Consider the following 20,048-nt stretch of genomic DNA (forward strand, 5'->3'; position numbering starts at 1 on the left):
GACTTTATTCACCTCAAATAAACCATAGAGATTGACTCAAAAGATATGCAAGACCGTCTCATCAGTGGTTCTGAAAAACCCGAAGATCATTTTGATCGTGCCATCCGCCCAACTTCCCTCGATGACTATATCGGTCAACCTGTGGTACGTGAGCAAATGGAAATCTTTATTGGTGCAGCTCGTGGCCGTGCTGAAGCTCTCGATCATACCCTGATCTTTGGACCTCCGGGTCTGGGTAAAACGACATTAGCGAATATTATTGCCCGTGAAATGGGGGGTAACCTGAAATCGACTTCTGGCCCAGTACTAGAACGTGCGGGCGATCTGGCGGCAATGCTGACCAACCTTGAGGAAGGTGATGTTCTATTTATTGACGAGATTCACCGCCTGTCACCCGTGATTGAAGAAATCCTTTATCCAGCCATGGAAGACTACCAGCTGGATATCATGATTGGTGAAGGCCCTGCTGCCCGTTCGATTAAATTGGACTTACCACCATTTACTTTGGTCGCTGCAACCACACGTGCTGGTCTACTCACCTCTCCACTACGCGACCGTTTTGGGATTGTGCAGCGTCTGGAATTCTATTCGGTTGATGATCTGACCCATATCGTGAAACGTTCTGCGAGTTTGATGGATGTGCCAATGACCGAAGATGGCGCAAAAGAAATTGCACGTCGTTCACGTGGTACACCGCGTATTGCCAATCGTTTATTACGTCGTGTACGTGACTATGCTCAAGTCAAAGGCACAGGTGAAGTCACTCAGGAAATGGCTCAACGTGCATTAGATATGTTGAACGTGGATAAAGATGGCCTGGATACGCTTGACCGTCGTTACCTGTCGATGTTATTGGAACGCTTTGATGGTGGCCCGGCGGGTGTAGAAGCTTTGGCAGCAGCAATGGCAGAAGATTCAGGTACTCTGGAAGATGTGATTGAGCCTTATCTGATTCAGCAAGGTTATGTGATGCGTACTGCGCGCGGTCGTATTGCGACCAATATGGCTTATTTACAATTTGGCATGACGCCCCCTGAGCCAAAGTAAAGATAAAATTCTTTTGGCTTAGCCATTTTTTATCGCAAAGAAAAAGAGCTAATTGACTACTGCAATCAATTAGCTCCAAAAGCACAAACTCAAATCTTTATTATTAAGTAGTTTATTTAGCTATATAATTATTGCCCTTCAAACAAATACTTAGGCTATTTCTTTTAAAAATTCTATCAATAATAATTATGAAATAACCAAAGCAACTTTTATGCCAAAATAGTATTTAACTTAGAGAAATAGTTGAAACTTACATAATGAGAGTTTTTTAAATCAGATATAAATTCCCTTCAAAAATTCCCTATTAGTTTGAATTTTTTAAATAAAATAGACCATTAGATTTTTATAATTACATAATTTTACAATATCTACCTCTGTAAAATTCCCTTTATCAGCAAGTACTAAAAATGAATATACCAAAAAGGTATGAAACCCATACTCAGAGGGTTTTGGTCAAATGTAGTGCATTATGTAATGCTCAGGCATCACTTTAACTCTATTCAGATTTTTAAGGTTCTCCCTGATATGAACATGCATAAGACGCTTTCACTTTGTCTCCCTCTTCTATTCTGTAGTCAACTAGCTTTAGCAGATTGGGTAGATGATTCAGTTAAAGCAGCCGAAGCGCATACCATCAAACTGCGCCAGCATATTCACCAATATCCTGAACTGGGCAATATGGAATTTAAAACCTCGGAATTAATACAAAAAGAATTAAAGTCCTATGGCATTGAAGTACGTAAAGGTTATGCCAAAACAGGTGTGATCGGCGTTCTAAAAGGTTCAAAACCTGGCCCAGTCATGGCATTACGTGCAGATATGGATGCCTTGCCGATTCAGGAAACGGCAGCCGTACCTTTTGCCAGCAAGCAGAAAGGCATTTATCAAGGTAAGGAAACTTATGTGATGCATGCCTGCGGTCATGATGCGCATACTGCAATGCTACTAGGTGCCGCCAAAGTGCTCGCTGCCAATAAAGATAAGATTGCCGGAACCGTGGTATTTGTATTCCAGCCTGCTGAAGAAGGCGGTGCAGATATTGATAACTTTAGCCAGGGCGATCAGATCGGCTCACGTAAAATGCTTGCCGATGGTGCACTCAAGAATCCCCAGCCTGAAGTCATTTTTGGAATGCATGTGATGGCTGGTATGCCAAGCGGTAATATTTTCTATAAAGATGGTGCGATTCTCAATAGCGCGGATCATTTACGTATTCAGGTAGATGGCCATCAGGTACATGGTTCAATGCCTTGGGCAGGTCGTGATCCCATCTATGCTTCTGCACAGATGATTAATAATTTACAAAGTCTGGTAAGTCGTAAAGCTGATTTAACCAAAGGCATGGGCGTGGTCAGTATTGGAAGTATTCAGGGGGGTACCACAGGAAACGTAATTCCTAATCAGGTGAATATGGTCGGTACGATTCGTTCTAATAGTGAAGATGTCCGTCAAGGTATTTTAAAAGACTTGCCGAAAATGCTGGAACACAATGCCGCAGCCAATGATGTCAAAGTCAAAGTAGAAATTGCACCTTATGCACCTGTTATCACCAATGATAAAACCTTGACCCAGTTGATGCGTCCGACTCTGGCTAAAGTGAATGGTGAAGATAAACTGCATCTGCTTGATAACAATGCTAGTGCCAGTGAAGACTTTGCTTATTATGGCAAGCTCATGCCATCGCTCTTTGTGTTCGTCGGAGCAACCCCAGCAGATCAGGACCCAGCCAAAGCAGCACCAAACCATAACCCGAATTTTATAGTCGATGATGCGACTTTAAAAACCGGCGTAGAAAGTCATGTCCGCTTTATTCTGGATTATCCAAAAGTGGCTAATCAGGTACAAGTAAGCTGGAAACAAAATAACAAAAGCTGATTCTTAGTTCCTCAAGCATGAATGACTGGTCTCATTCATGCTTTTACTTAGCCGTATTAATAAGCAATTGGCCGTTCCGTACTGGCTTAGCCCCTACTCCATCCAGATTTGACATCTTGTGCCATTGGTCTCAAAGCTCACAGTGCTAAACTTTGACGCGCTAAATTGCTTGACTTTTGGAATAAATAAGGCAAATTCTAAGCCTGCTCCAGCCTCTAAAAACAAGCAATAATTTCGTAAAATCTGCATGGAACAAAACTATGGCGAATCACTTTGAATTCAATATCCGCGTCTATATTGAAGATACTGATGCGGGTGGCATTGTCTACCACGCTAACCATATTCGCTATATGGAACGTACCCGTACTGAATGGTTACGTGCTTCCGGAGTGAGTCACTACTGGCATCAGTCCGACTACAACTTTGTTGTGCACAAAATTAACGTCAAATATATGCGCCCAATCCTCATGGATGACCTGATTACCGTGACTGCACGTGTCATTTCATGTAAAGCTTCATCATTTGTATTGCAACAAAATATTTATCGTGGTGAAATCATGCTTGCATCAGGTGAGGTTGAGTTGGCATGTATCAGTGCAGAGATGCGACCACGTCGACTCCCGGATGAAATCCGCGAACTAATTCAAAAAGAATTGGAACAAGACTAAAAAAATTTATTGGCACACGTAACAGCTATGGCAACTCAGTTAGAATCATCTCTTCAAGTCTCAGATCTTATTTTACAAGCAAGCCCTGTCGTACAACTGGTGATGCTTTCTCTCCTGTTAGCCTCGTTGTACAGCTGGTATCTGATTGCCAAGTTAACCATGAGCTATAAAAAGGCTCAGGCTGACGACGATCGTTTCCAGAAAATTTTCTGGTCAGGTGCCGAACTCAAGACGCTTTATAACAATGCCCAGCTCAATTCCAAACGTACCGGTCTGGAAGATATCTTCTATCAGGGTCTGGGCGAGTTCCTTAAACTTAAAAAACGCCATGCACCAACTGCCCAGTCGATTGAAGGAACCGAACGTATTCTGCGTGTAGGTTTAAGTCGTGATCAGGGACATCTGGAACAAGGCTTGGGTGCGCTGGCCAGTATTGGTTCAGTTGCTCCTTATGTCGGTCTGTTTGGTACCGTCTGGGGCATCATGAATGCCTTTATTGGTCTGGCAGATGTGGATCAGGTCACTTTGGCCACTGTCGCACCTGGTATTGCAGAGGCCCTGATTGCAACGGCGATTGGTTTATTTGCTGCAATTCCTGCGGTTTTAGCCTTTAACCATTTCACATCTAAAGGTGAAGCACTGTACTCTGACCGTGCTCTGTTCGCTGAAGAAATGGTGGCACTACTGCAACGTCAATCTGTGGGCGCTACGCAGGACAATGACTAATGGCCATTCAACGTTCAGGACGCTTCGAGCGTATTAAAAAACCACTGAAAAGTGACATGAATGTAGTGCCTTACATCGATGTAATGCTGGTACTTCTGGTCATTTTCATGGTGACTGCCCCAATGATTACCAGTGGCATCAAGGTCGATTTGCCGCAGGCCAATGGCTTGCCAATCGAATCCAAAGATGCGCCTACTATTGTCACTTTAAAAGAAGATGGTACTTATTTTCTGGAATATAAAAATCAGACCACAGGTCCTGTCACCCTAGAGGCTTTGACGCAGACTTTGATAGAAGCGCAAAGCACTGCTGAAAGTGAAAACAAGATCCTAAATGTCGTGATCAATGGTCATACTACTCGCCCTTATGGCGATGTGATGGCCTTGATGTCAAGCCTGCAGGATGCCGGTTTATCCCAAGTGGGCTTACTAACCAAGCCATTAGAATAAAGTATGAAAAATTATCAGAAACCACCGTTTCAGAAGAAAGCAATTGCAATTGGGTTTACGCTAGGAATCCATGCAGTTGCTTTGGTGGGCCTGCTTTTTCTGGGCATGAGTAAGCCACCTGAACCGCCAAAACAGATTAAAACGGTCTTAATTAAACCTGAAGACCTCAAGCCAGTGACTCGTGAAGAAACCGAGTTTGAAGAAACTGCACATGAAAATATTGCAGAAGAAATTACCCAAACTGCTGAACCGAGTGTAGAGCCCGCGCCTGTGGTTCCAACGGCAGCTGCACCGGCACCTCCGGCACCGCAGCCTGCACCAGCACCCCCACAGATCGATATTCAAAAAGCTCAGCAAGAAGCAAAAGCAGCAGAGCTTGCTCAAGCCAAGGCTGCCCAACAAGCAGCCGAAGCTGCAAAACGTGCTGAAGCCGCCGAACAGGCAAAACAGGCTGCTGCCAAAGCCAAAGCAGAGGCTGCACAAAAATCTAAGGCTGAAGCTGAAGCAGCGCGTAAGGCCGAAGTAGAAGCACAGCGTAAAGCCGATGCTGCGCAAAAAGCCAAACTTGAAGCGCAGAAAAAGGCTGATTTAGCCGCCAAGCAAAAAGCCGAGGCAAAAGCCAAGGCAGATACCGAAGCTAAACGTAAAGCTGAAGCGGCAGCGAAGGCTAAAGCAGATGCCGAAGCTAAACGTAAAGCTGATGCCGCTGCAAAAGCTAAAGCAGAGGCTGAAGCTAAACGTAAAGCTGATGCGGCTGCGAAGGCCAAAGCGGATGCTGATGCCAAGCATAAAGCTGACGCTGCGGCAAAAGCCAAAGCAGAGGCTGAAGCTAAACGTAAAGCTGATGCGGCTGCGAAGGCTAAAGCAGATGCCGAAGCTAAACGTAAAGCTGATGCGGCTGCGAAGGCCAAAGCGGATGCTGATGCCAAGCATAAAGCTGATGCCGCTGCAAAAGCTAAAGCAGAGGCGGATGCTAAACATAAAGCTGACGCTGCGGCAAAGGCTAAAGCAGATGCAGATGCGAAAGCCAAGGCAGAAGCTGATGCCAAAGCCTCTGCAGCCAAACAGGCTGCTGAAGAAGCTGCACAGAAAAAAGCGGAATCTAAACGAATTGCCTCTACTGCAAAACGTGATTTCGAAAATAAAATCAGACGTGCATGGGATACCCCAGTGGGCTCTTCAGGCCAGAAAGCGACTGCTCGGGTCACTTTAAGCGATAGTGGTTCTGTGGTTTCTGTGGTGGTGAGTGCCAGTGATCCAGATATGAAAGCCAGTGTAGAAGCGGCAGTACGTGCTGCTGCACCTTATCCAATGCCTTCAGATCCGGATGCACGCCGTGAAGCACGAAGTTTTACTTCAACCTTTACAGCTCATTAATAAGAAACAGCCATAATAAAGAAAAAGTGTTATGGCTGTTTTTTTGAGTTAAACTTCAATTGAAACAGATTAAATAATAATCACTCTCCATAGTGATATAACAGTTTGATGATAAATTCGTGGTCTATTTCGCATAAATCCATGCAATGATGTAGCCCAATCACTTATAAATAACTCCGTTGATTTGAGTAAATAACGAATGATGGAAAAGACACGCAAACACCTACTCTGCCTTGCAATCATGACCACTTTGGGTGCCGTCACTGCGACCCAGTCTCAGGCCCAACTGCATCTGGAAATTACCAAAGCTCCTGAAGCTGCCCCTAAAATTGCCATTGTGCCTTTTAGCCAGGATCAGAGTATTTATCCGGTGGTGGAAAATGACCTGAATCGTTCTGGAAAATTTGCCAGTGCCTCGAAGAATTTACCTGCTACAGCACAACTGAATTCGCCAAATGCTGAAGCATGGGCAGCTGCAGGCGTACCTTATGTGGTGACCGGTTCATCCAAGACCAATCCGGATGGTTCTTATAGCATTCAGTATCAATTGTATGATGTCGAAAAACGTCAATACTTACTGAATGAGTTGCTGACTGTTCCTGCTTCACGTACCCGTCACGCAGCCCATATGATCAGTGATGCCATCTATCAGGCATTAACTGGTATTCCGGGAGATTTCACTGGCCGTATTGCTTATGTCTTGCGTAACCCGGCAACGCCTGATCAGCGTTATACCTTGCAGATTGCCGATACGGATGGTGAACAGCCAAAGACCATTTTGACTTCGCGTGATCCAATCCTGTCACCTGCCTGGACACCGGACGCGAAAAAAATTGCATATGTATCTTTTGAAACCAAACGTCCGGCCATTTATGTACAGGATCTGGCGACTGGTCAACGTGAAAAGCTGGCCAGCTTCCGTGGATTAAACGGTGCACCAAGCTTCTCTCCAGATGGCAAGAGCATGCTATTTACGGCGTCTATGCATGGTAACCCGGAAATCTATCAGATGAATCTGGAAACACGCCAGTTAAAACGCATGACCAACGATAGCGCAATTGATACAGAAGCACGTTATGCGCCGGATGGAAAATCATTTATCTTTACTTCAGATCGTGGTGGTTCTCCGCAGATTTACCGCTATGATTTTAATAATGAAAGTACCAAACGTCTGACTTTCCGTGGCGCATTTAATGCCCGTGCAACCTTAAGTGCAGATGGTAAGAAACTTGCATTGGTTCATCGTCCAAGTGGCAGTAACTATAAAGTGGCTGTACAGGATATTAGCTCAGGTGTGACCAATATCCTGACGCCAACCAGCCTGGACGAATCACCTAGCTTCTCGCCAAATGGTCAGATGGTGGTCTATGCCACTCGCGAAGGTAACCGTGGATTGTTATCCATCATGTCTCTTGATGGTCGGTTCCGCATGAATTTACCAAGTGAAACAGGTGAAGTCCGCGAACCTGCTTGGGCACCAAAATAATAGTTCAATATTTATAAATGCTTTACCCCATAATCAACCTTCATGGAGATGAAGAATGAACAAAGTAAAATTATTTGCACTTCCTTTACTTGCAGCCGCAATCGTAATGACTGGTTGTGCCAGCCGTAAACCAGCAGCTGAAGTTCAAACTGGCAACCTAGATACGAGTGGCACCACCACTGTAAGCACTGAAGGTCTAAGTGAAGATGCAGCTTTAAGCGCTCAAAATATGGCTGGTGCATCTGCTAAAGGTGTAACTGCGGAAAATAAGGCTTATTTAGCTAAACGTGTAGTTCACTTTGACTATGACAGCAGTGAACTGAGCAATGACGATATCCGCACTCTGCAAGCACATGCCCAGTTCCTGATGGCAAATGCAAACTCTCGTGTAGCTCTGACAGGCCATACAGATGAACGTGGTACACGTGAATACAACATGGCGCTTGGTGAACGTCGTGCCAAAGCAGTAGAAAGTTTCCTGATCACCTCTGGTGTAAATGCAGGCCAACTTGAAGCAGTGAGCTATGGTAAAGAAATGCCAGTTAATCCTGGTCATGATGAAAGTGCATGGAAAGAAAACCGCCGTGTAGAAATCAACTACGAAGCTGTTCCACCACTACTAAAATAAGTGATCATTTAAATAATGCATCATTAATAAAAAAGCACTCAATTGAGTGCTTTTTTATTAGGAAGATATTTGAAAGATCAAAGAATAAAATTACTCTTTGCCTTCAACTTCTTCGGCAGTTTGCATGGATTCAATCATGTCGTGTTTATTGAATTTTTTATATTCAGGTTTTGCTTCGTAATCCTTCCACGCTTCTTTCATTTTGTCTTCAGAAATTTCATCGAGATTAATCGCTTCGCTCGGCGTTGGAGTCGCATCAAACTTTAATGTTGTCATCTCTGTGCTCCTATGATCATTTTTTCCTTTGATTCAACATAGCACTTTCCACAGGAGTTGCAAGGGCAAAATCACAACAAATAATTCAGTTTAATTGTCCTTTTCGAACGTTCTCATCTAAAATATAGCCGTATATCGTTTTGATCTTTTTCCCCGATTATAAGTCTTGGAGTTTTTCCCTTATGTCATACCGCACCTTATCCCAATTTCTACAACAACAAAACGGGAACCTCACACCTGAACTTGCACAAGTAATTGAAACAATTGGAAATACCTGCAAGCGTATTGACCAACTCCTGCAAAAAGGTGCTCTAGCGGGTGTATTAGGTAGTGCTCAGCATGAAAATGTTCAAGGCGAAGAGCAAAAGAAACTGGATGTGATTTCCAATGATTATCTGATTGATGCATTAAAAGTACATCCACATGTAGGCGGTTTAGCTTCTGAAGAACTGGATGAATTCACTTCAGCTCAGGAAAATGGTCAATATCTAGTATTGTTCGATCCACTTGATGGTTCAAGCAATATTGATATCAACATGTGTGTGGGTACCATTTTTTCGATTCTTCCTGCAAAAAATAGTGTAACCCAGGCAGAAGACTTCATGCAGGCTGGTGTCAATCAGGTTGCTGCTGGTTATGTCCTGTATGGCCCATCAACCATGATGGCACTTACTGTGGGTGCTGGTGTGGTATTCTTCACTTTCGATCCTGAAACTCAAGAGTTTCTGCTGACTTCTGAAGCGATTCAGGTGGCTGCTGATACTAAAGAATATGCAATCAATGCATCGAATCAGCGTCACTGGGAAGCGCCTGTACAGCGTTATATCGATGAATTGCTGGCAGGTAAAACAGGTCCTCGCGCCAAAGATTTCAATATGCGCTGGGTTGCTTGTATGGTCGGCGATATTCACCGTATTCTGTGCCGTAGCGGGATCTTCATGTACCCATACGACTTAAAAGACCCAACTAAAGCAGGTCGTTTACGTTTAATGTATGAAGCCAATCCAATGAGTATGCTAATGGAACAGGCTGGCGGTGCATCAACGACTGGTCGTGTCCGCATTCTTGAAATCGAACCTACAAATCTGCATCAACGTGTTCCTGTCATCATTGGCTCAAAAAATGAAGTTGAGCTTGTGACCAGCTACCACCACTAATTTTTAAACGGCAGTTGATCCTTGATTGACTGCCGTGGACTTTCTTCTTATGCCAACCATCTTCCTTGAATCCAAAGACAATCCTAAAATCAAAAACTTACGCGGTTTAATTGAACAGAATTCTTATCGAAAAAAACAAGGACAGACTGTGCTTGAAGGCACGCACCTGTGTCTTGCATGGTTACATGAAAACAAGAAAATCAATTCGATCTTCACGACTGAACATGCTTTAGAGCATCCTGATTTCGACATTATTTTAAACAAATATACTGGTGTGGTCTTTGTCATTGGTGAATCGCTTTATAAAGACCTGAGTACCTTAGGCACTTCAATTGCCTGTATGGCGATTGTGGATATTCCAAGCTCAAACCAGGCACTTGATTTTACGGCTGACACCCTGATCCTTGAAAATGTGCAGGATCCCGGCAATGTCGGTACCCTGCTACGTTCAGCAGCAGCTGCCGGTATTGATCAGGTCATTTGTACCAAGGGTTCAGCATCTCTTTGGTCACCACGGGTATTACGTGCAGGTATGGGCGCACATTTTTCTTTGCAAACTTTTGAAAATATTGCACTAGAAGACCTTTTACCGCAATTCAAGATTCCGGTATATGTCACCAGCTCACATCGTTCTAGCAGCCTGTATAGCAAGGACTTGCATAAAGCCTGCGTCTGGATTCTGGGCAATGAAGGCCAAGGTGTATCTGACTATGCCCTGCAACATGCCGAAGCGGTGACTATTCCACAGCCAGGTGGACAGGAATCCCTGAATGTTGCGATTGCAGGCTCTATCTGTTTCTTTGAGATGGTACGTCAACGTATCTAATACGGTATTTAGGTTACATTGTTTTAATTCCAGTCAGTGTATTTATAAAATAGATTACACTACAAAAATAATAAGTTTTATTGTCAACCAAATCGTTATTCCCAACGTTATATGCACATGAACTTGGGAATAATGGTGGGTATCCAATGACAGGATTTTCCATCTCTATGGATTTAGCACCGAAACCGTTGCAGTCACAAGATGCGAGTATTCTAAAGAGTACGGCAGAGTCTCGCCTGAAAAATTTCATGCAGGACGTGACTGGGCGTGCTTTGGTGATGATGGAAAGTGCGACTCAAGGACAACATGGAATCGCAATGGATCTGGTTCAGGAAGCTTTTATTTCTTTGCATAAATCTTATGCAGAGAAAAGCACTGAAGAGTGGTATCCCCTGTTCTATACGATTCTGAATAACAAATTACAGGATTGGCGTCGTAAAGAAGCACGTCGCAACCAGCCATTTTCCTTTTTCAAAAAAGTCAGCTTCGATGACGACGAAGTCGAATTTGACAATCTGGTAGATGAATCTACGCCCTCACCTTTAGAATTTCTGGATCAGGCAGTAACTGCTGAAGAAATTCAGGAGGCGGTTGCCAAATTACCTGTGCGTCAGCAGCAAGCATTTATGCTCAGAGCCTGGGAAGGCTTTGATACTCAAACTACAGCGCAAATTATGAACTGTACAGAAGGCAGTGTGAAAACCCATTATCACCGTGCTATTCAAGGTCTACGTGCCTCTCTAGCACACTTAAATCCATATCTGGGAGGATCATCCGAATGAAGCAAGATGATTTCTTAAAGCAAGTAACTTCCAAACTTGATGGACTGGCACAGCACCACAAAGATAAACCGGTGGTGATGAATCATGTGCTGGAGCATATTCATGACGCACAACATTCACGCTTTGCATTTCTAAAAATGTCTGGCTTTGCTTTGGCTGCTGCGATTGCTGGCGTGGTAGTGCTACCGAATATTGTCAGCCATAACGAACCTCAGACTCAGGTAGTATCTACCCCCAAACTCTCCCCACAGATGCTTGAAGATCTGGAAATGTTAATGGTTTTAGGTGAGGACAAAGTTCCACATGGCAGCTAAAAGATTAGCAATTGCATTTTGTGCATTCAGCTTCCTGCAAACCAGCTTTGCGGGATTTGAACGTTTTTGGATTTTTTCCAAAGATGCCAATACGCAGGTCAATGAAACCTGGGATACTCTTTCTGATTCCGAACAACTGGCATTAATCAAACGTTATCAGTCCTTAAAAGAAATACCTGAACAGCAACGTATTAATTTACAGCAACGCATGGACTGGTTCACTCAGCTTCCTAAAGCTGAAAAGCGGCGTATGCGTGAAACCTGGCAAATGATGAGCAGTCAGGAACGTAAGGAGTTAGGTGCGCGGATGCAAAAAGCATCGCCAGAAGAACGACTGGCGATCCGTGAAGAATATATCCAGAAATACCAGCAACTCACTCAACCTAAAACTCATTGATTTTAGTTAAATAAAAAAGCCTCCATCTGGAGGCTTTTTTTCATACTGCAATTATTTTCTAACTCGGCGATATCCTGCCAGACCTAATAATCCGAACATTCCCCAAATTCCAAATGAACCACCACCACTTGATGATGTATTGGTATTTTTAGCCGTATTTTTTAAGTTAATTCTAGCTGTATCTGACATCAATTCATCTGCATCAAAAACATGATACTGCATTTCATAATCTGACTGACTAAAAGTATTTTTCACACTAAAGGTCAATTTTCCACCATAACAGGTTTCACCTGCAAAATTCCCTGGGCATGGTCCTTCTCGCTCTGCAGAAAGGCTTACTCCAGCAGGAAGCTTGACAATACGAATTGGAATCTCACGACCATCTTTATCACGATAGAAAGCAGCCTTGCCATTCATCCGTGGACCATCGCCATCATCACTGTCATTCTCTAAGGGATTCACAGTTACGGTCAGATTGTTTTCTGCGCTAATTCTATATTCGTCATTTTTTACAATCGGTTTAATATTTACAAATGCGCCCTGCAAAATACCTGTACTGCTGGCACCTGTCTGCTTGTCTTTAATTGTATAACGGCAATACTCCGTATCCGAGAGACTGGTTACTTTGCCATCAGTACGATACATCATGATACGGTTTAAATCAGGCTTCCATTCACATTTTAAATTTGGGTCATTAGGCGCACCTTGAACAATTAATGAACTGCCTAATCCAGATAAAGACCCTACACCTAAAGATTGCACTGTAATTTCATAATTTTGTGAATTTAATGCTTTAGCTTGTACTTGAGTAGTATTTAAAGTTTCTTGAGGCATGACCAAACTAAATGGATTAACGTATATGGCACGATATTTCTGGTATTGCTTGGTATATTTTAAAAGATCCTCATATTCTTTTAGCTCTTCCTTTAAGCCCTGTATTTCTTCAGGTTTTGTATTCTTATCTGCCAGAATAGAATTAATATCATCAATATTATCCTGATAATAATCCAGCAACTCAGTTAAAGAACTATTTTTTAGACCAGAAATATCCGCTGCAGTTAAGCGCCGGATTTCGACCGACCCAATTTCACAGGAATTTTTTGCGTCCGGATTAAATAACAATGTTGCCTTAGTCAACCGCTCAATTCCACGCTGATCAGTTTCTTCACAACTTTCTGTACCAATATTGACCAGATCCGTATTCGATTGTCGATCAATTGGATAATACATGCCTAAATAACGGTTATTTACAGAAGGTTCGATATAAGCAGTTAATAGATCTGTGATCTTATTAGTAGATACATCAATATTCGTTGAAACACTGTTTTCAGCCAGTTCAGGCAACACACAGCGCGAGGAACCACTTGTATGGATCGCATTATAAGCAGTAAATAAATCTGCATCCTGTTCTTTACTTGGGTTTCCACCATTCAAGGCATATTCACAAGACAAGCCCTGGTTAAAGGCCAACACGTTATAAGCCAGACTCGAATTACCAGTATTGTCATAAAAGATGATAGAGCGAGCAGTATTTTCGACAATCGTGTTATTAATGGCACTAAAAGTGAAGAAAGAACTTAATGGACGGCTGATTTCATTGGCCATTCGGAAAATATGACCTGTGACACTGGTCGTATTTTTTGCAATTGTAGAGTTACTAATATCAGCTTTAGCATAACCACAAAAGTCCAGAATACTGGCCGTATCAGTAGAACCATTTTTGACAATGCTGCTTGCACTAATTTCTAGCTTGGTCTCTGTACTGCCCAAATTCCCCACACAATCCATGGCCAAAACACTGCCATATGTAGCTGCTTTATTCTGATGAATTAAGGAATCCTGAATCCTGATAATTTTTTCATTATTCATTGCCACTGCATAAATTGCTCCCCCTTCTGCAGCCGCTCGTGAATTTACAATTTCACTATTCACGAGGCTTAGAGGACCGGCGACATAAAATGTTCCACCATTACCTTTATCCAGACTAGTTTTTGCAGCATAACCATCTTTGAGGATGATACCATTTACCACCATGCTGGCTTGGCTAGCGACCGTATTAAATAAGCGGGTTTTCCCTTGGCCTGAAATGGTGGTTGTTAAAGCCTCACGTATTGGATATAAAAAGGTAATAGGACTTCTTTGAGTATAATTGAAGGGTGATTTTCCCAAAATATTGACATGGGATTCAACAATAATTTCACTATTGACTTTGTATTCCCCAGCTTCGAGTTGGATGACATCTGGAGCGGAACCGTCATTACGCAATGTACGGCCAACATTACACCCTCCATAGGATTTATCCAGCTTGGCTGTCTTAATGGCTTCACGCAGGGAACAGGCACTGGTATTTTCCCCATCCTCGTCAGCAAATGTAGTGACATATATGGTTTTATCTTCGGCTGCCATTAAACTCATGGCAGATAAAATCATGGCTGCAAGCAGTCCTTTTTTATAATTTTTCATGATTTTTCCTTAATCTTTTAATCTGCGACGTAGGCCGATCAACCCTATCAAGCCCATTAAGCCAGCGATCCCCCATGCCCCACCAGAGGTCTTCACAGACTTGTCTTTCATTTCATTTTTAGGTTCCTGTACAATCTGGGTACTTAAAACCAGATACGGTTTGGACTTATTAAATCGTGTAGATGAAGTAACTACCTGAATTTCAAAAATGTCAGCACCATGCCATTGTGAATCTGGGGTATAAACCACATTCCCATCAATATCAATGACTGTTTTGCCCTTGGAAACAGTTTTGGTTTGGATAACCTGTAAGCAGCCATCTTGCCAAGGCTCACCCTTTGGATTCTCTCCAATAATATTATTGCATTGTTCTTTAGGGATTAAATCACTATCTCCTAAAGCAGATTCAATTGAAAACTTTGCAGTCTCTCCTTTTAGAAGATCCTGCCCAACCAGACTGGTAGATGTTGGAACTGTAATTTCAATCGCACCACGATCACAAAATAAGTTATCCAGTAAACGGTCTACACCGCGTTGGTCTGCCGCCTCACAGCTTACTGAAGGATTGCTGCTATTGTAGCTAGTCCCTCTATTTACAATCGGTGAATCACTGACCTGATTATAATTCAACAGGATACGAGGACGTAGATAGCCCAAGAACTGATCTTTAGGAACGCTATAAGGACATAGAATAGCATCATTATTTTGTTTTAAATTTAGACAGACACCTTCACTTTGATCTGAAGCCTCTGCAAACAAGCGAGTACCTGTCCAGATCTGGTTTGGATACGCAGCATCACCTGTACCACAAGATGCTGTCACTAGATTATTGTGAATCGTACTTTTATCCGTAGTTTCAATCTGACAATCCTGCGCACCATTTCTTAAAATAATACTGTTCGCCACATAGGCTTTACCATTTGGGGCATTCATACGTAGTGCCGTACCCGTATTATCCACTATTGTCAGGTTATTGATTCCCACCCCATCAATCACATTGATCAGCGCTCCCTTATTTTTTAACAGGGTACTGCTTAGGACTTCAGCATTAATGGATTGAATATCGGCAGGATTATCGACTTGGCCCACTGTATAAATATTGGTAGCATTATTATTCAGCGTCTGGTTATTCTTTAAAACGCTTTGATAAACCAGAAAGTATGGAAGCTGGCTATAGAGTATGCCACCCTGTTGCGCCTGATTATTTTCAATCAGGCTGGTTTTTATTTCGACAAAAGCAATCAGATTCTGGCCAAATTTCCCCACATTATAAATGGCACCACCTTGACTCGCAGCCCCCTTATATAAGCGGCTGTAATCAATTATCAATTTTCCTTTATTATGAATTAGGCCACCTTGTTCGGCACAGCTACTTTTACCACAACCTTCAAGGTCGAGTTCTTTTAAATTGACTTGAATCAACTCTTCATCATTGCTAATACGGAAGAGATTATCTGTCCCTTTCATTTGAATATGAGCGTTATATAACCCCATTACCTTATCGGTACTACTAAATTCACCATCTACTTCTGCGATAGATTTAATCGTTACTGATTTCTTGATCGGGATATGCTTATTCAGTACATAGGTCGTTTTTTCTTTTAAGATAATGGTGCCAATAGCATTTTCGCCACCACAGCCCATATAACCTTCTTTAGCCAGGCCACGATTCACATATTCAACAGCTTCTCGAAGTGAACATTCCTTGTCATCTTTTTCAATATCTTCTGTGGTAGTTACAATAATTTCTGCACTATATGCCTGCCCCGCCATACATAGCAAAGCCATGCCTATGCTCTTCTTGAGCATACCCTTCTCCTTAATTTTTTATTTCTTTCTTTTTCTTCTAAAGTTGCATCTTCCTTGCAACAGCGAATTATTTTGCCTTACTTTCGCATAGACTGAGTAATTACTCAAGATGTTTTATAATTTAACGATATTCATCAATTAATGCATAAATCTGCCGCAGGTTAGCATTGCTGACTTTCAGCTTTTCGCCTTTAAGTAATTGAATAATCTGTTCTAATGTTTGCAAAAGTACGGAAGTTTGATGTGGTCCGTGATGCAGCAAATAATCAAAAATCTGTGGATCAAGATGAATACCACGTCGGTCCAATACCGAGGATACCAAGGCAAATCGGTCAGCATAAAGACTGCCATTTGGGACACGAACACTGACTGCCTGCGTGAGTCGGGACTGCAAATCAGGCAATTCAAGTTTTAATTCAATGGGCGCNNGGTGCATCCAGAAGTTCCAGCAAAGACACCTGTATAGCGGTCTTGCCGATTTCCAGATAAGAATCACAAATGGCAGAGAGTAAGTGACTTTTCCCTGTTCCAGCTCCGCCGTACACATAAAAGCGGCTGATTAGGCCTGCATGCAGCTGTCGGACTGCGTCAATTACATGACCCCATCCCGGGCCCGAAAAATCACTAATTCGAGCATCGAGTTGAGGTTCTATATCTAGCTGCAATTGACGCATATGATTCTGATGGCCTTATGAGTCTTTATGAAGAGGTACATCCATCTTACTTGATTTCTCTTCCTCTTGCAGTGGTTTTGCTTCTGACTTTTTCATTTCAATATCAACATCTAAGTCTGAAGTTTCTACGCTTATGGAACCTGTAGCCGGATCATTCATGACGACTGCCTGATTTCCATAAAATGATGTGCATTCATAATATTCACGTGCATGTCTCAGCAGAACCACAATTACCGCTGCAACTGGTAGAGCAATCAGCATTCCCAGGAAGCCAGCCAATTGTGCGCCCGCCAATACCGCAAAAACCACAGCAACTGGAGATAAACCTATTTTATCGCCGAGCAGGAATGGCTGTAATACATAGCCTTCTACTGCCTGGCCGACCATAAATACGACACCCACCAGAACCAGTTGCCACCAGTCAATCCCGAATTGCAGAAAGGTCGCAATGACAGCTGCAATAATCCCGACCGCAAATCCCAGATAAGGAATAATACTGGCCAGACCTGCCACCATGCCAATAATCAGACCAACTTCAAGACCAATCAATTGCAAACCAATCGCATAAACGATCCCCAGCAGAATCATCACCAGAAATTGTCCTTTCACAAAGGCCCCAAGTACACTGTGACATTCACCGACGATTCTTAATGTACTTTGTTCATAAGGACGTGGAATCAGGCGACGTAAGCTTTCCAGCATACGATCCCAATCCAGCAGGAAATAGAATGCAATAATTGGAATCAGGACAATCGTACCGCCAATCTGCAGAAAGTTAATTCCAGATTGTGCAAGGCGTAGCAGGAAGGCCTGAATGCTGTCGGCACTATAATTGGTTTGCACATAGTCCATGACCACATCAGAAATCTGTGTGGTATCAATTTCCATTTCAACGACATTGAAAGTATTCGACAGCCACGGCAAAAAGGTTGAATTAATCCAGCTAATGACCGCAGGTATATTGTCACGCGCATAAATCAGCTGCTGCCAGATCAGCGGCACCAGATACCAGATCGCCAGAATCATAACGATCCCGATTCCAGTAAAAACGATACTAATAGAGAGCCAACGTGGCAGACCGATATCGTGCAGTTTATCTACCAGCGGGCTGAACAGATAAGCCATTAAAAACGCTGCAACAAATGGAATTACAACGGGTTTTAGTAAATATAGAATCCACAACAACAAAGCTATCCCAGCTAGGATAAACACGCGACGCAATGTGCGATCTACCATAAAGTTTCGCCTTCTCTCTATTAATCTTTATAAAAAGTAAAATATTTTAATAAAGATAGCATTTTAGGGCATAAATACCATAAGAGTTTTGCATATTCAGGTTATAATCCCCCGCGCGAATGCGGAGACTTCATTATGAGCAACTCAACTTCTACCCCAAACACTGCTTTAAGCTACAAAGATGCAGGTGTCGATATTGAAGCGGGAGACGCGTTAGTCGACCGAATCAAGTCCGTCGCTAAGCGTACTAAACGTCCTGAAGTAATGGGCGGATTAGGCGGTTTCGGCGCCCTTTGTAAAATCCCTAAAGGTTATGAAGAACCTGTTCTCGTATCAGGCACAGATGGTGTTGGTACAAAATTACGTCTGGCACTGAATTTGAACCGTCATGACACCATTGGTCAAGATCTGGTTGCAATGTGTGTGAACGACCTTCTCGTTTGTGGTGCTGAACCACTCTTCTTCCTGGACTATTATGCGACTGGTCACCTAAATGTGGACGTGGCTGCAAATGTCGTAACAGGAATCGGTGCTGGCTGTGAACTTGCAGGCTGTGCACTGGTTGGTGGTGAAACTGCTGAAATGCCAGGCATGTATGAAGGTGAAGATTACGATCTTGCAGGCTTCTGTGTCGGTGTAGTTGAGCAAAGCAAAATTATTGATGGCTCTAAAGTAAAAGCGGGTGATGTACTTATTGGTGTTGCATCTTCGGGTGCACATTCAAACGGTTATTCTTTGCTTCGTAAAATTCTTGAAGTTAAAAATGTTGACCTGAATCAAATCGTTGATGGTCGTCCACTTGCTGACGTTGCAATGGAGCCAACACGCATTTATGTGAAATCGATTCTTGAACTGCTAAAACAGGTTGACGTACATGCAATGGCACACATCACTGGTGGCGGTTTACCAGGCAACCTGCCTCGCGTATTACCAAACGGTGCTCAAGCAGTCGTAAATGAATCTTCTTGGGAGTGGCCTGAGCTGTTCAAACTTCTTCAACGTGAAGGCGGTGTAGAGCAGTTCGAAATGTATCGTACCTTTAACTGTGGCGTAGGTATGGTTCTTGTTGTTGATGCAGCAGAAGCAGACAAAACTGTAGAGTTACTCAACGGTTTGGGCGAGAAAGCATGGGCAATGGGTCACATTGCAGATAATGCCGAGTCTGTAGAAGGCGCTGACGAAAAAATCCGTGTGATCTTCGCGTAATTTCGCATGATTAAAATTGCTGTACTTGTTTCAGGCAGTGGATCGAACCTGCAAGCCCTCATTGATGCCAATCTGTCAGGAGAAATTGTCGGGGTGCTTTCCAACAAGCCTGAAGCATTTGCTTTAGAGCGCGCTCATAAAGCAGGAATTCCGACTGCAGTCATTGAACATAAGCAGTATCCAAGCCGGGAAGCTTTTGATGATGTCATGCATCAGCAGCTTCTGGACTGGGATGTTGATCTAGTGGTACTTGCGGGCTTTATGCGAATTTTAAGTGAAAAATTTGTGAAAGCCTGGGAAGGAAAAATGCTGAATATTCACCCTTCCCTTTTGCCATATTACAAAGGCATGCATACCCATCAGCGCGTCCTGAATACCGGTGATGTTCTGCATGGTTGTACAGTGCATTATGTCACTCCCGAACTGGATGCTGGGCAAGCCTTAGCACAGGGTGTGTTAAAAATATCGCATCAAGATACGACTTACACTTTAGCTCAGCGTGTACATGTACTGGAACATCTGATTTACCCACAAGTGGTAGAATGGATCTGTAATGGGACAATTCAGCATACTGAACAAGGTGTGTTGTACCGTAATGCAAAAATGCAGGAACCCGTTCAATTCTGCAAATTCTAAAAGTCCAAATATAAAA

Annotated in this window: 19 protein-coding genes and 1 pseudogene; 15 read left to right on the top strand and 5 right to left on the bottom strand. The window is 43.0% G+C overall.

The genetic code is table 11. From position 1 onward, the window contains the following. The first annotated feature begins 45 nt into the window (after positions 1-45). From ruvB to pal, 8 genes are all read left to right on the top strand, one after another. A complete protein-coding gene (gene ruvB / locus B3J29_RS14640) occupies positions 46-1,047 on the top strand; it encodes a Holliday junction branch migration DNA helicase RuvB (RefSeq protein WP_034170977.1) in 1,002 nt (333 codons plus the stop codon). A 525-nt stretch (positions 1,048-1,572) separates the two neighbouring features. Then, positions 1,573-2,922, top strand: coding sequence for an amidohydrolase (locus tag B3J29_RS14645; protein WP_034702792.1), 1,350 nt, complete (start codon positions 1,573-1,575; stop codon positions 2,920-2,922). 260 nt (positions 2,923-3,182) lie between these two features. After that, positions 3,183-3,590, top strand: coding sequence for a tol-pal system-associated acyl-CoA thioesterase (ybgC, locus tag B3J29_RS14650; protein ID WP_034702794.1), 408 nt, complete (start codon positions 3,183-3,185; stop codon positions 3,588-3,590). A 27-nt stretch (positions 3,591-3,617) separates the two neighbouring features. Beyond that, positions 3,618-4,316, top strand: coding sequence for a protein TolQ (tolQ, locus tag B3J29_RS14655; RefSeq protein WP_034170924.1), 699 nt, complete (start codon positions 3,618-3,620; stop codon positions 4,314-4,316). Continuing rightward, entirely contained in the window at positions 4,316-4,765 is a 450-nt protein-coding gene (gene tolR, locus B3J29_RS14660; protein WP_034170925.1) for a protein TolR, read from the top strand. The genes tolQ and tolR overlap by 1 nt, the downstream gene beginning before the upstream one ends. A 3-nt stretch (positions 4,766-4,768) precedes the next feature. Continuing rightward, positions 4,769-6,142 carry a cell envelope integrity protein TolA gene (gene tolA / locus B3J29_RS14665; protein WP_175967937.1) on the top strand — a complete coding sequence of 458 codons (1,374 nt, stop codon included), beginning with the start codon at positions 4,769-4,771 and terminating at the stop codon, positions 6,140-6,142. 202 nt (positions 6,143-6,344) lie between these two features. Further along, the gene (gene tolB, locus B3J29_RS14670; protein WP_171069914.1) at positions 6,345-7,628 is read left to right on the top strand and encodes a Tol-Pal system beta propeller repeat protein TolB; all 1,284 of its coding nucleotides are present in this window, start codon (positions 6,345-6,347) and stop codon (positions 7,626-7,628) included. A gap of 55 nt (positions 7,629-7,683) precedes the next feature. Continuing rightward, positions 7,684-8,256, top strand: coding sequence for a peptidoglycan-associated lipoprotein Pal (gene pal, locus B3J29_RS14675; RefSeq protein ID WP_034702801.1), 573 nt, complete (start codon positions 7,684-7,686; stop codon positions 8,254-8,256). Positions 8,257-8,346: 90 nt separating this feature from the next. On the opposite strand, the gene B3J29_RS14680 is transcribed toward pal, so the two are convergent. Next, positions 8,347-8,532 carry an NF038105 family protein gene (locus B3J29_RS14680; RefSeq protein ID WP_004784609.1) on the bottom strand — a complete coding sequence of 62 codons (186 nt, stop codon included), beginning with the start codon at positions 8,530-8,532 and terminating at the stop codon, positions 8,347-8,349. Positions 8,533-8,714: 182 nt separating this feature from the next. On the opposite strand from B3J29_RS14680, the gene B3J29_RS14685 reads away from it, so the two are divergent. The 5 genes from B3J29_RS14685 (at position 8,715) to B3J29_RS14705 (ending at position 12,008) form a co-directional block, all read left to right on the top strand. Next, a complete protein-coding gene (locus B3J29_RS14685; protein WP_034170928.1) occupies positions 8,715-9,689 on the top strand; it encodes a class 1 fructose-bisphosphatase in 975 nt (324 codons plus the stop codon). A 49-nt stretch (positions 9,690-9,738) separates the two neighbouring features. Further along, positions 9,739-10,515: a TrmH family RNA methyltransferase gene (locus B3J29_RS14690; RefSeq protein ID WP_034170929.1), complete on the top strand. Its 777-nt coding sequence runs from the start codon at positions 9,739-9,741 to the stop codon at positions 10,513-10,515. Between the two features lie 167 nt (positions 10,516-10,682). Continuing rightward, positions 10,683-11,297: an RNA polymerase sigma factor gene (locus B3J29_RS14695; protein ID WP_034170930.1), complete on the top strand. Its 615-nt coding sequence runs from the start codon at positions 10,683-10,685 to the stop codon at positions 11,295-11,297. Beyond that, a complete protein-coding gene (locus tag B3J29_RS14700) occupies positions 11,294-11,611 on the top strand; it encodes a hypothetical protein (RefSeq protein WP_034702803.1) in 318 nt (105 codons plus the stop codon). The genes B3J29_RS14695 and B3J29_RS14700 overlap by 4 nt, the downstream gene beginning before the upstream one ends. Beyond that, positions 11,601-12,008 carry a DUF3106 domain-containing protein gene (locus B3J29_RS14705; protein WP_286966005.1) on the top strand — a complete coding sequence of 136 codons (408 nt, stop codon included), beginning with the start codon at positions 11,601-11,603 and terminating at the stop codon, positions 12,006-12,008. Before B3J29_RS14700 ends, B3J29_RS14705 begins: the two co-directional genes overlap by 11 nt. 51 nt (positions 12,009-12,059) lie before the next feature. On the opposite strand, the gene B3J29_RS14710 is transcribed toward B3J29_RS14705, so the two are convergent. The 4 genes and pseudogenes from B3J29_RS14710 to cxpE form a co-directional block, all read right to left on the bottom strand. After that, entirely contained in the window at positions 12,060-14,471 is a 2,412-nt protein-coding gene (locus B3J29_RS14710) for a CSLREA domain-containing protein (protein WP_034702807.1), read from the bottom strand. 9 nt (positions 14,472-14,480) lie between these two features. Continuing rightward, the gene (gene rbtA / locus B3J29_RS14715) at positions 14,481-16,280 is read right to left on the bottom strand and encodes a rhombotarget A (RefSeq protein ID WP_034702809.1); all 1,800 of its coding nucleotides are present in this window, start codon (positions 16,278-16,280) and stop codon (positions 14,481-14,483) included. 121 nt (positions 16,281-16,401) lie between these two features. Further along, a pseudogene (locus B3J29_RS14720) lies at positions 16,402-16,954 on the bottom strand (DnaA regulatory inactivator Hda). Positions 16,955-16,969: 15 nt separating this feature from the next. Continuing rightward, positions 16,970-18,190 carry a chloramphenicol efflux transporter CxpE gene (gene cxpE, locus B3J29_RS14725; RefSeq protein WP_034702815.1) on the bottom strand — a complete coding sequence of 407 codons (1,221 nt, stop codon included), beginning with the start codon at positions 18,188-18,190 and terminating at the stop codon, positions 16,970-16,972. Positions 18,191-18,325: 135 nt separating this feature from the next. Between cxpE and purM the strand changes: the two genes are divergently transcribed. Both purM and purN read left to right on the top strand, forming a co-directional pair. Beyond that, on the top strand, positions 18,326-19,396 hold the full coding sequence (purM, locus tag B3J29_RS14730; RefSeq protein WP_034702818.1) for a phosphoribosylformylglycinamidine cyclo-ligase: 1,071 nt from the start codon (positions 18,326-18,328) through the stop codon (positions 19,394-19,396). Positions 19,397-19,402: 6 nt separating this feature from the next. After that, positions 19,403-20,032 carry a phosphoribosylglycinamide formyltransferase gene (purN, locus tag B3J29_RS14735; RefSeq protein WP_034702820.1) on the top strand — a complete coding sequence of 210 codons (630 nt, stop codon included), beginning with the start codon at positions 19,403-19,405 and terminating at the stop codon, positions 20,030-20,032. Positions 20,033-20,048: the final 16 nt, after the last annotated feature.

The sequence above is a fragment of the Acinetobacter sp. UBA5984 genome, from assembly GCF_002429925.1.
Lineage (GTDB): Bacteria > Pseudomonadota > Gammaproteobacteria > Pseudomonadales > Moraxellaceae > Acinetobacter > Acinetobacter variabilis.

Excerpts from the sequence above, each read along its gene's own strand:
- ruvB (WP_034170977.1), top strand. The coding sequence starts at position 46 with ATGCAAGACCGTCTCATCAGTGGTTCTGAAAAACCCGAAGATCATTTT.
- B3J29_RS14710 (WP_034702807.1), bottom strand. The coding sequence starts at position 14,471 with ATGAAAAATTATAAAAAAGGACTGCTTGCAGCCATGATTTTATCTGCC.
- tolB (WP_171069914.1), top strand. The coding sequence starts at position 6,345 with ATGGAAAAGACACGCAAACACCTACTCTGCCTTGCAATCATGACCACT.
- B3J29_RS14685 (WP_034170928.1), top strand. The coding sequence starts at position 8,715 with ATGTCATACCGCACCTTATCCCAATTTCTACAACAACAAAACGGGAAC.
- tolQ (WP_034170924.1), top strand. The coding sequence starts at position 3,618 with ATGGCAACTCAGTTAGAATCATCTCTTCAAGTCTCAGATCTTATTTTA.
- purN (WP_034702820.1), top strand. The coding sequence starts at position 19,403 with ATGATTAAAATTGCTGTACTTGTTTCAGGCAGTGGATCGAACCTGCAA.
- B3J29_RS14705 (WP_286966005.1), top strand. The coding sequence starts at position 11,601 with ATGGCAGCTAAAAGATTAGCAATTGCATTTTGTGCATTCAGCTTCCTG.
- tolR (WP_034170925.1), top strand. The coding sequence starts at position 4,316 with ATGGCCATTCAACGTTCAGGACGCTTCGAGCGTATTAAAAAACCACTG.
- cxpE (WP_034702815.1), bottom strand. The coding sequence starts at position 18,190 with ATGGTAGATCGCACATTGCGTCGCGTGTTTATCCTAGCTGGGATAGCT.
- B3J29_RS14690 (WP_034170929.1), top strand. The coding sequence starts at position 9,739 with ATGCCAACCATCTTCCTTGAATCCAAAGACAATCCTAAAATCAAAAAC.
- B3J29_RS14645 (WP_034702792.1), top strand. The coding sequence starts at position 1,573 with ATGAACATGCATAAGACGCTTTCACTTTGTCTCCCTCTTCTATTCTGT.
- ybgC (WP_034702794.1), top strand. The coding sequence starts at position 3,183 with ATGGCGAATCACTTTGAATTCAATATCCGCGTCTATATTGAAGATACT.
- B3J29_RS14695 (WP_034170930.1), top strand. The coding sequence starts at position 10,683 with ATGGATTTAGCACCGAAACCGTTGCAGTCACAAGATGCGAGTATTCTA.
- B3J29_RS14680 (WP_004784609.1), bottom strand. The coding sequence starts at position 8,532 with ATGACAACATTAAAGTTTGATGCGACTCCAACGCCGAGCGAAGCGATT.
- purM (WP_034702818.1), top strand. The coding sequence starts at position 18,326 with ATGAGCAACTCAACTTCTACCCCAAACACTGCTTTAAGCTACAAAGAT.
- pal (WP_034702801.1), top strand. The coding sequence starts at position 7,684 with ATGAACAAAGTAAAATTATTTGCACTTCCTTTACTTGCAGCCGCAATC.
- rbtA (WP_034702809.1), bottom strand. The coding sequence starts at position 16,280 with ATGCTCAAGAAGAGCATAGGCATGGCTTTGCTATGTATGGCGGGGCAG.
- tolA (WP_175967937.1), top strand. The coding sequence starts at position 4,769 with ATGAAAAATTATCAGAAACCACCGTTTCAGAAGAAAGCAATTGCAATT.
- B3J29_RS14700 (WP_034702803.1), top strand. The coding sequence starts at position 11,294 with ATGAAGCAAGATGATTTCTTAAAGCAAGTAACTTCCAAACTTGATGGA.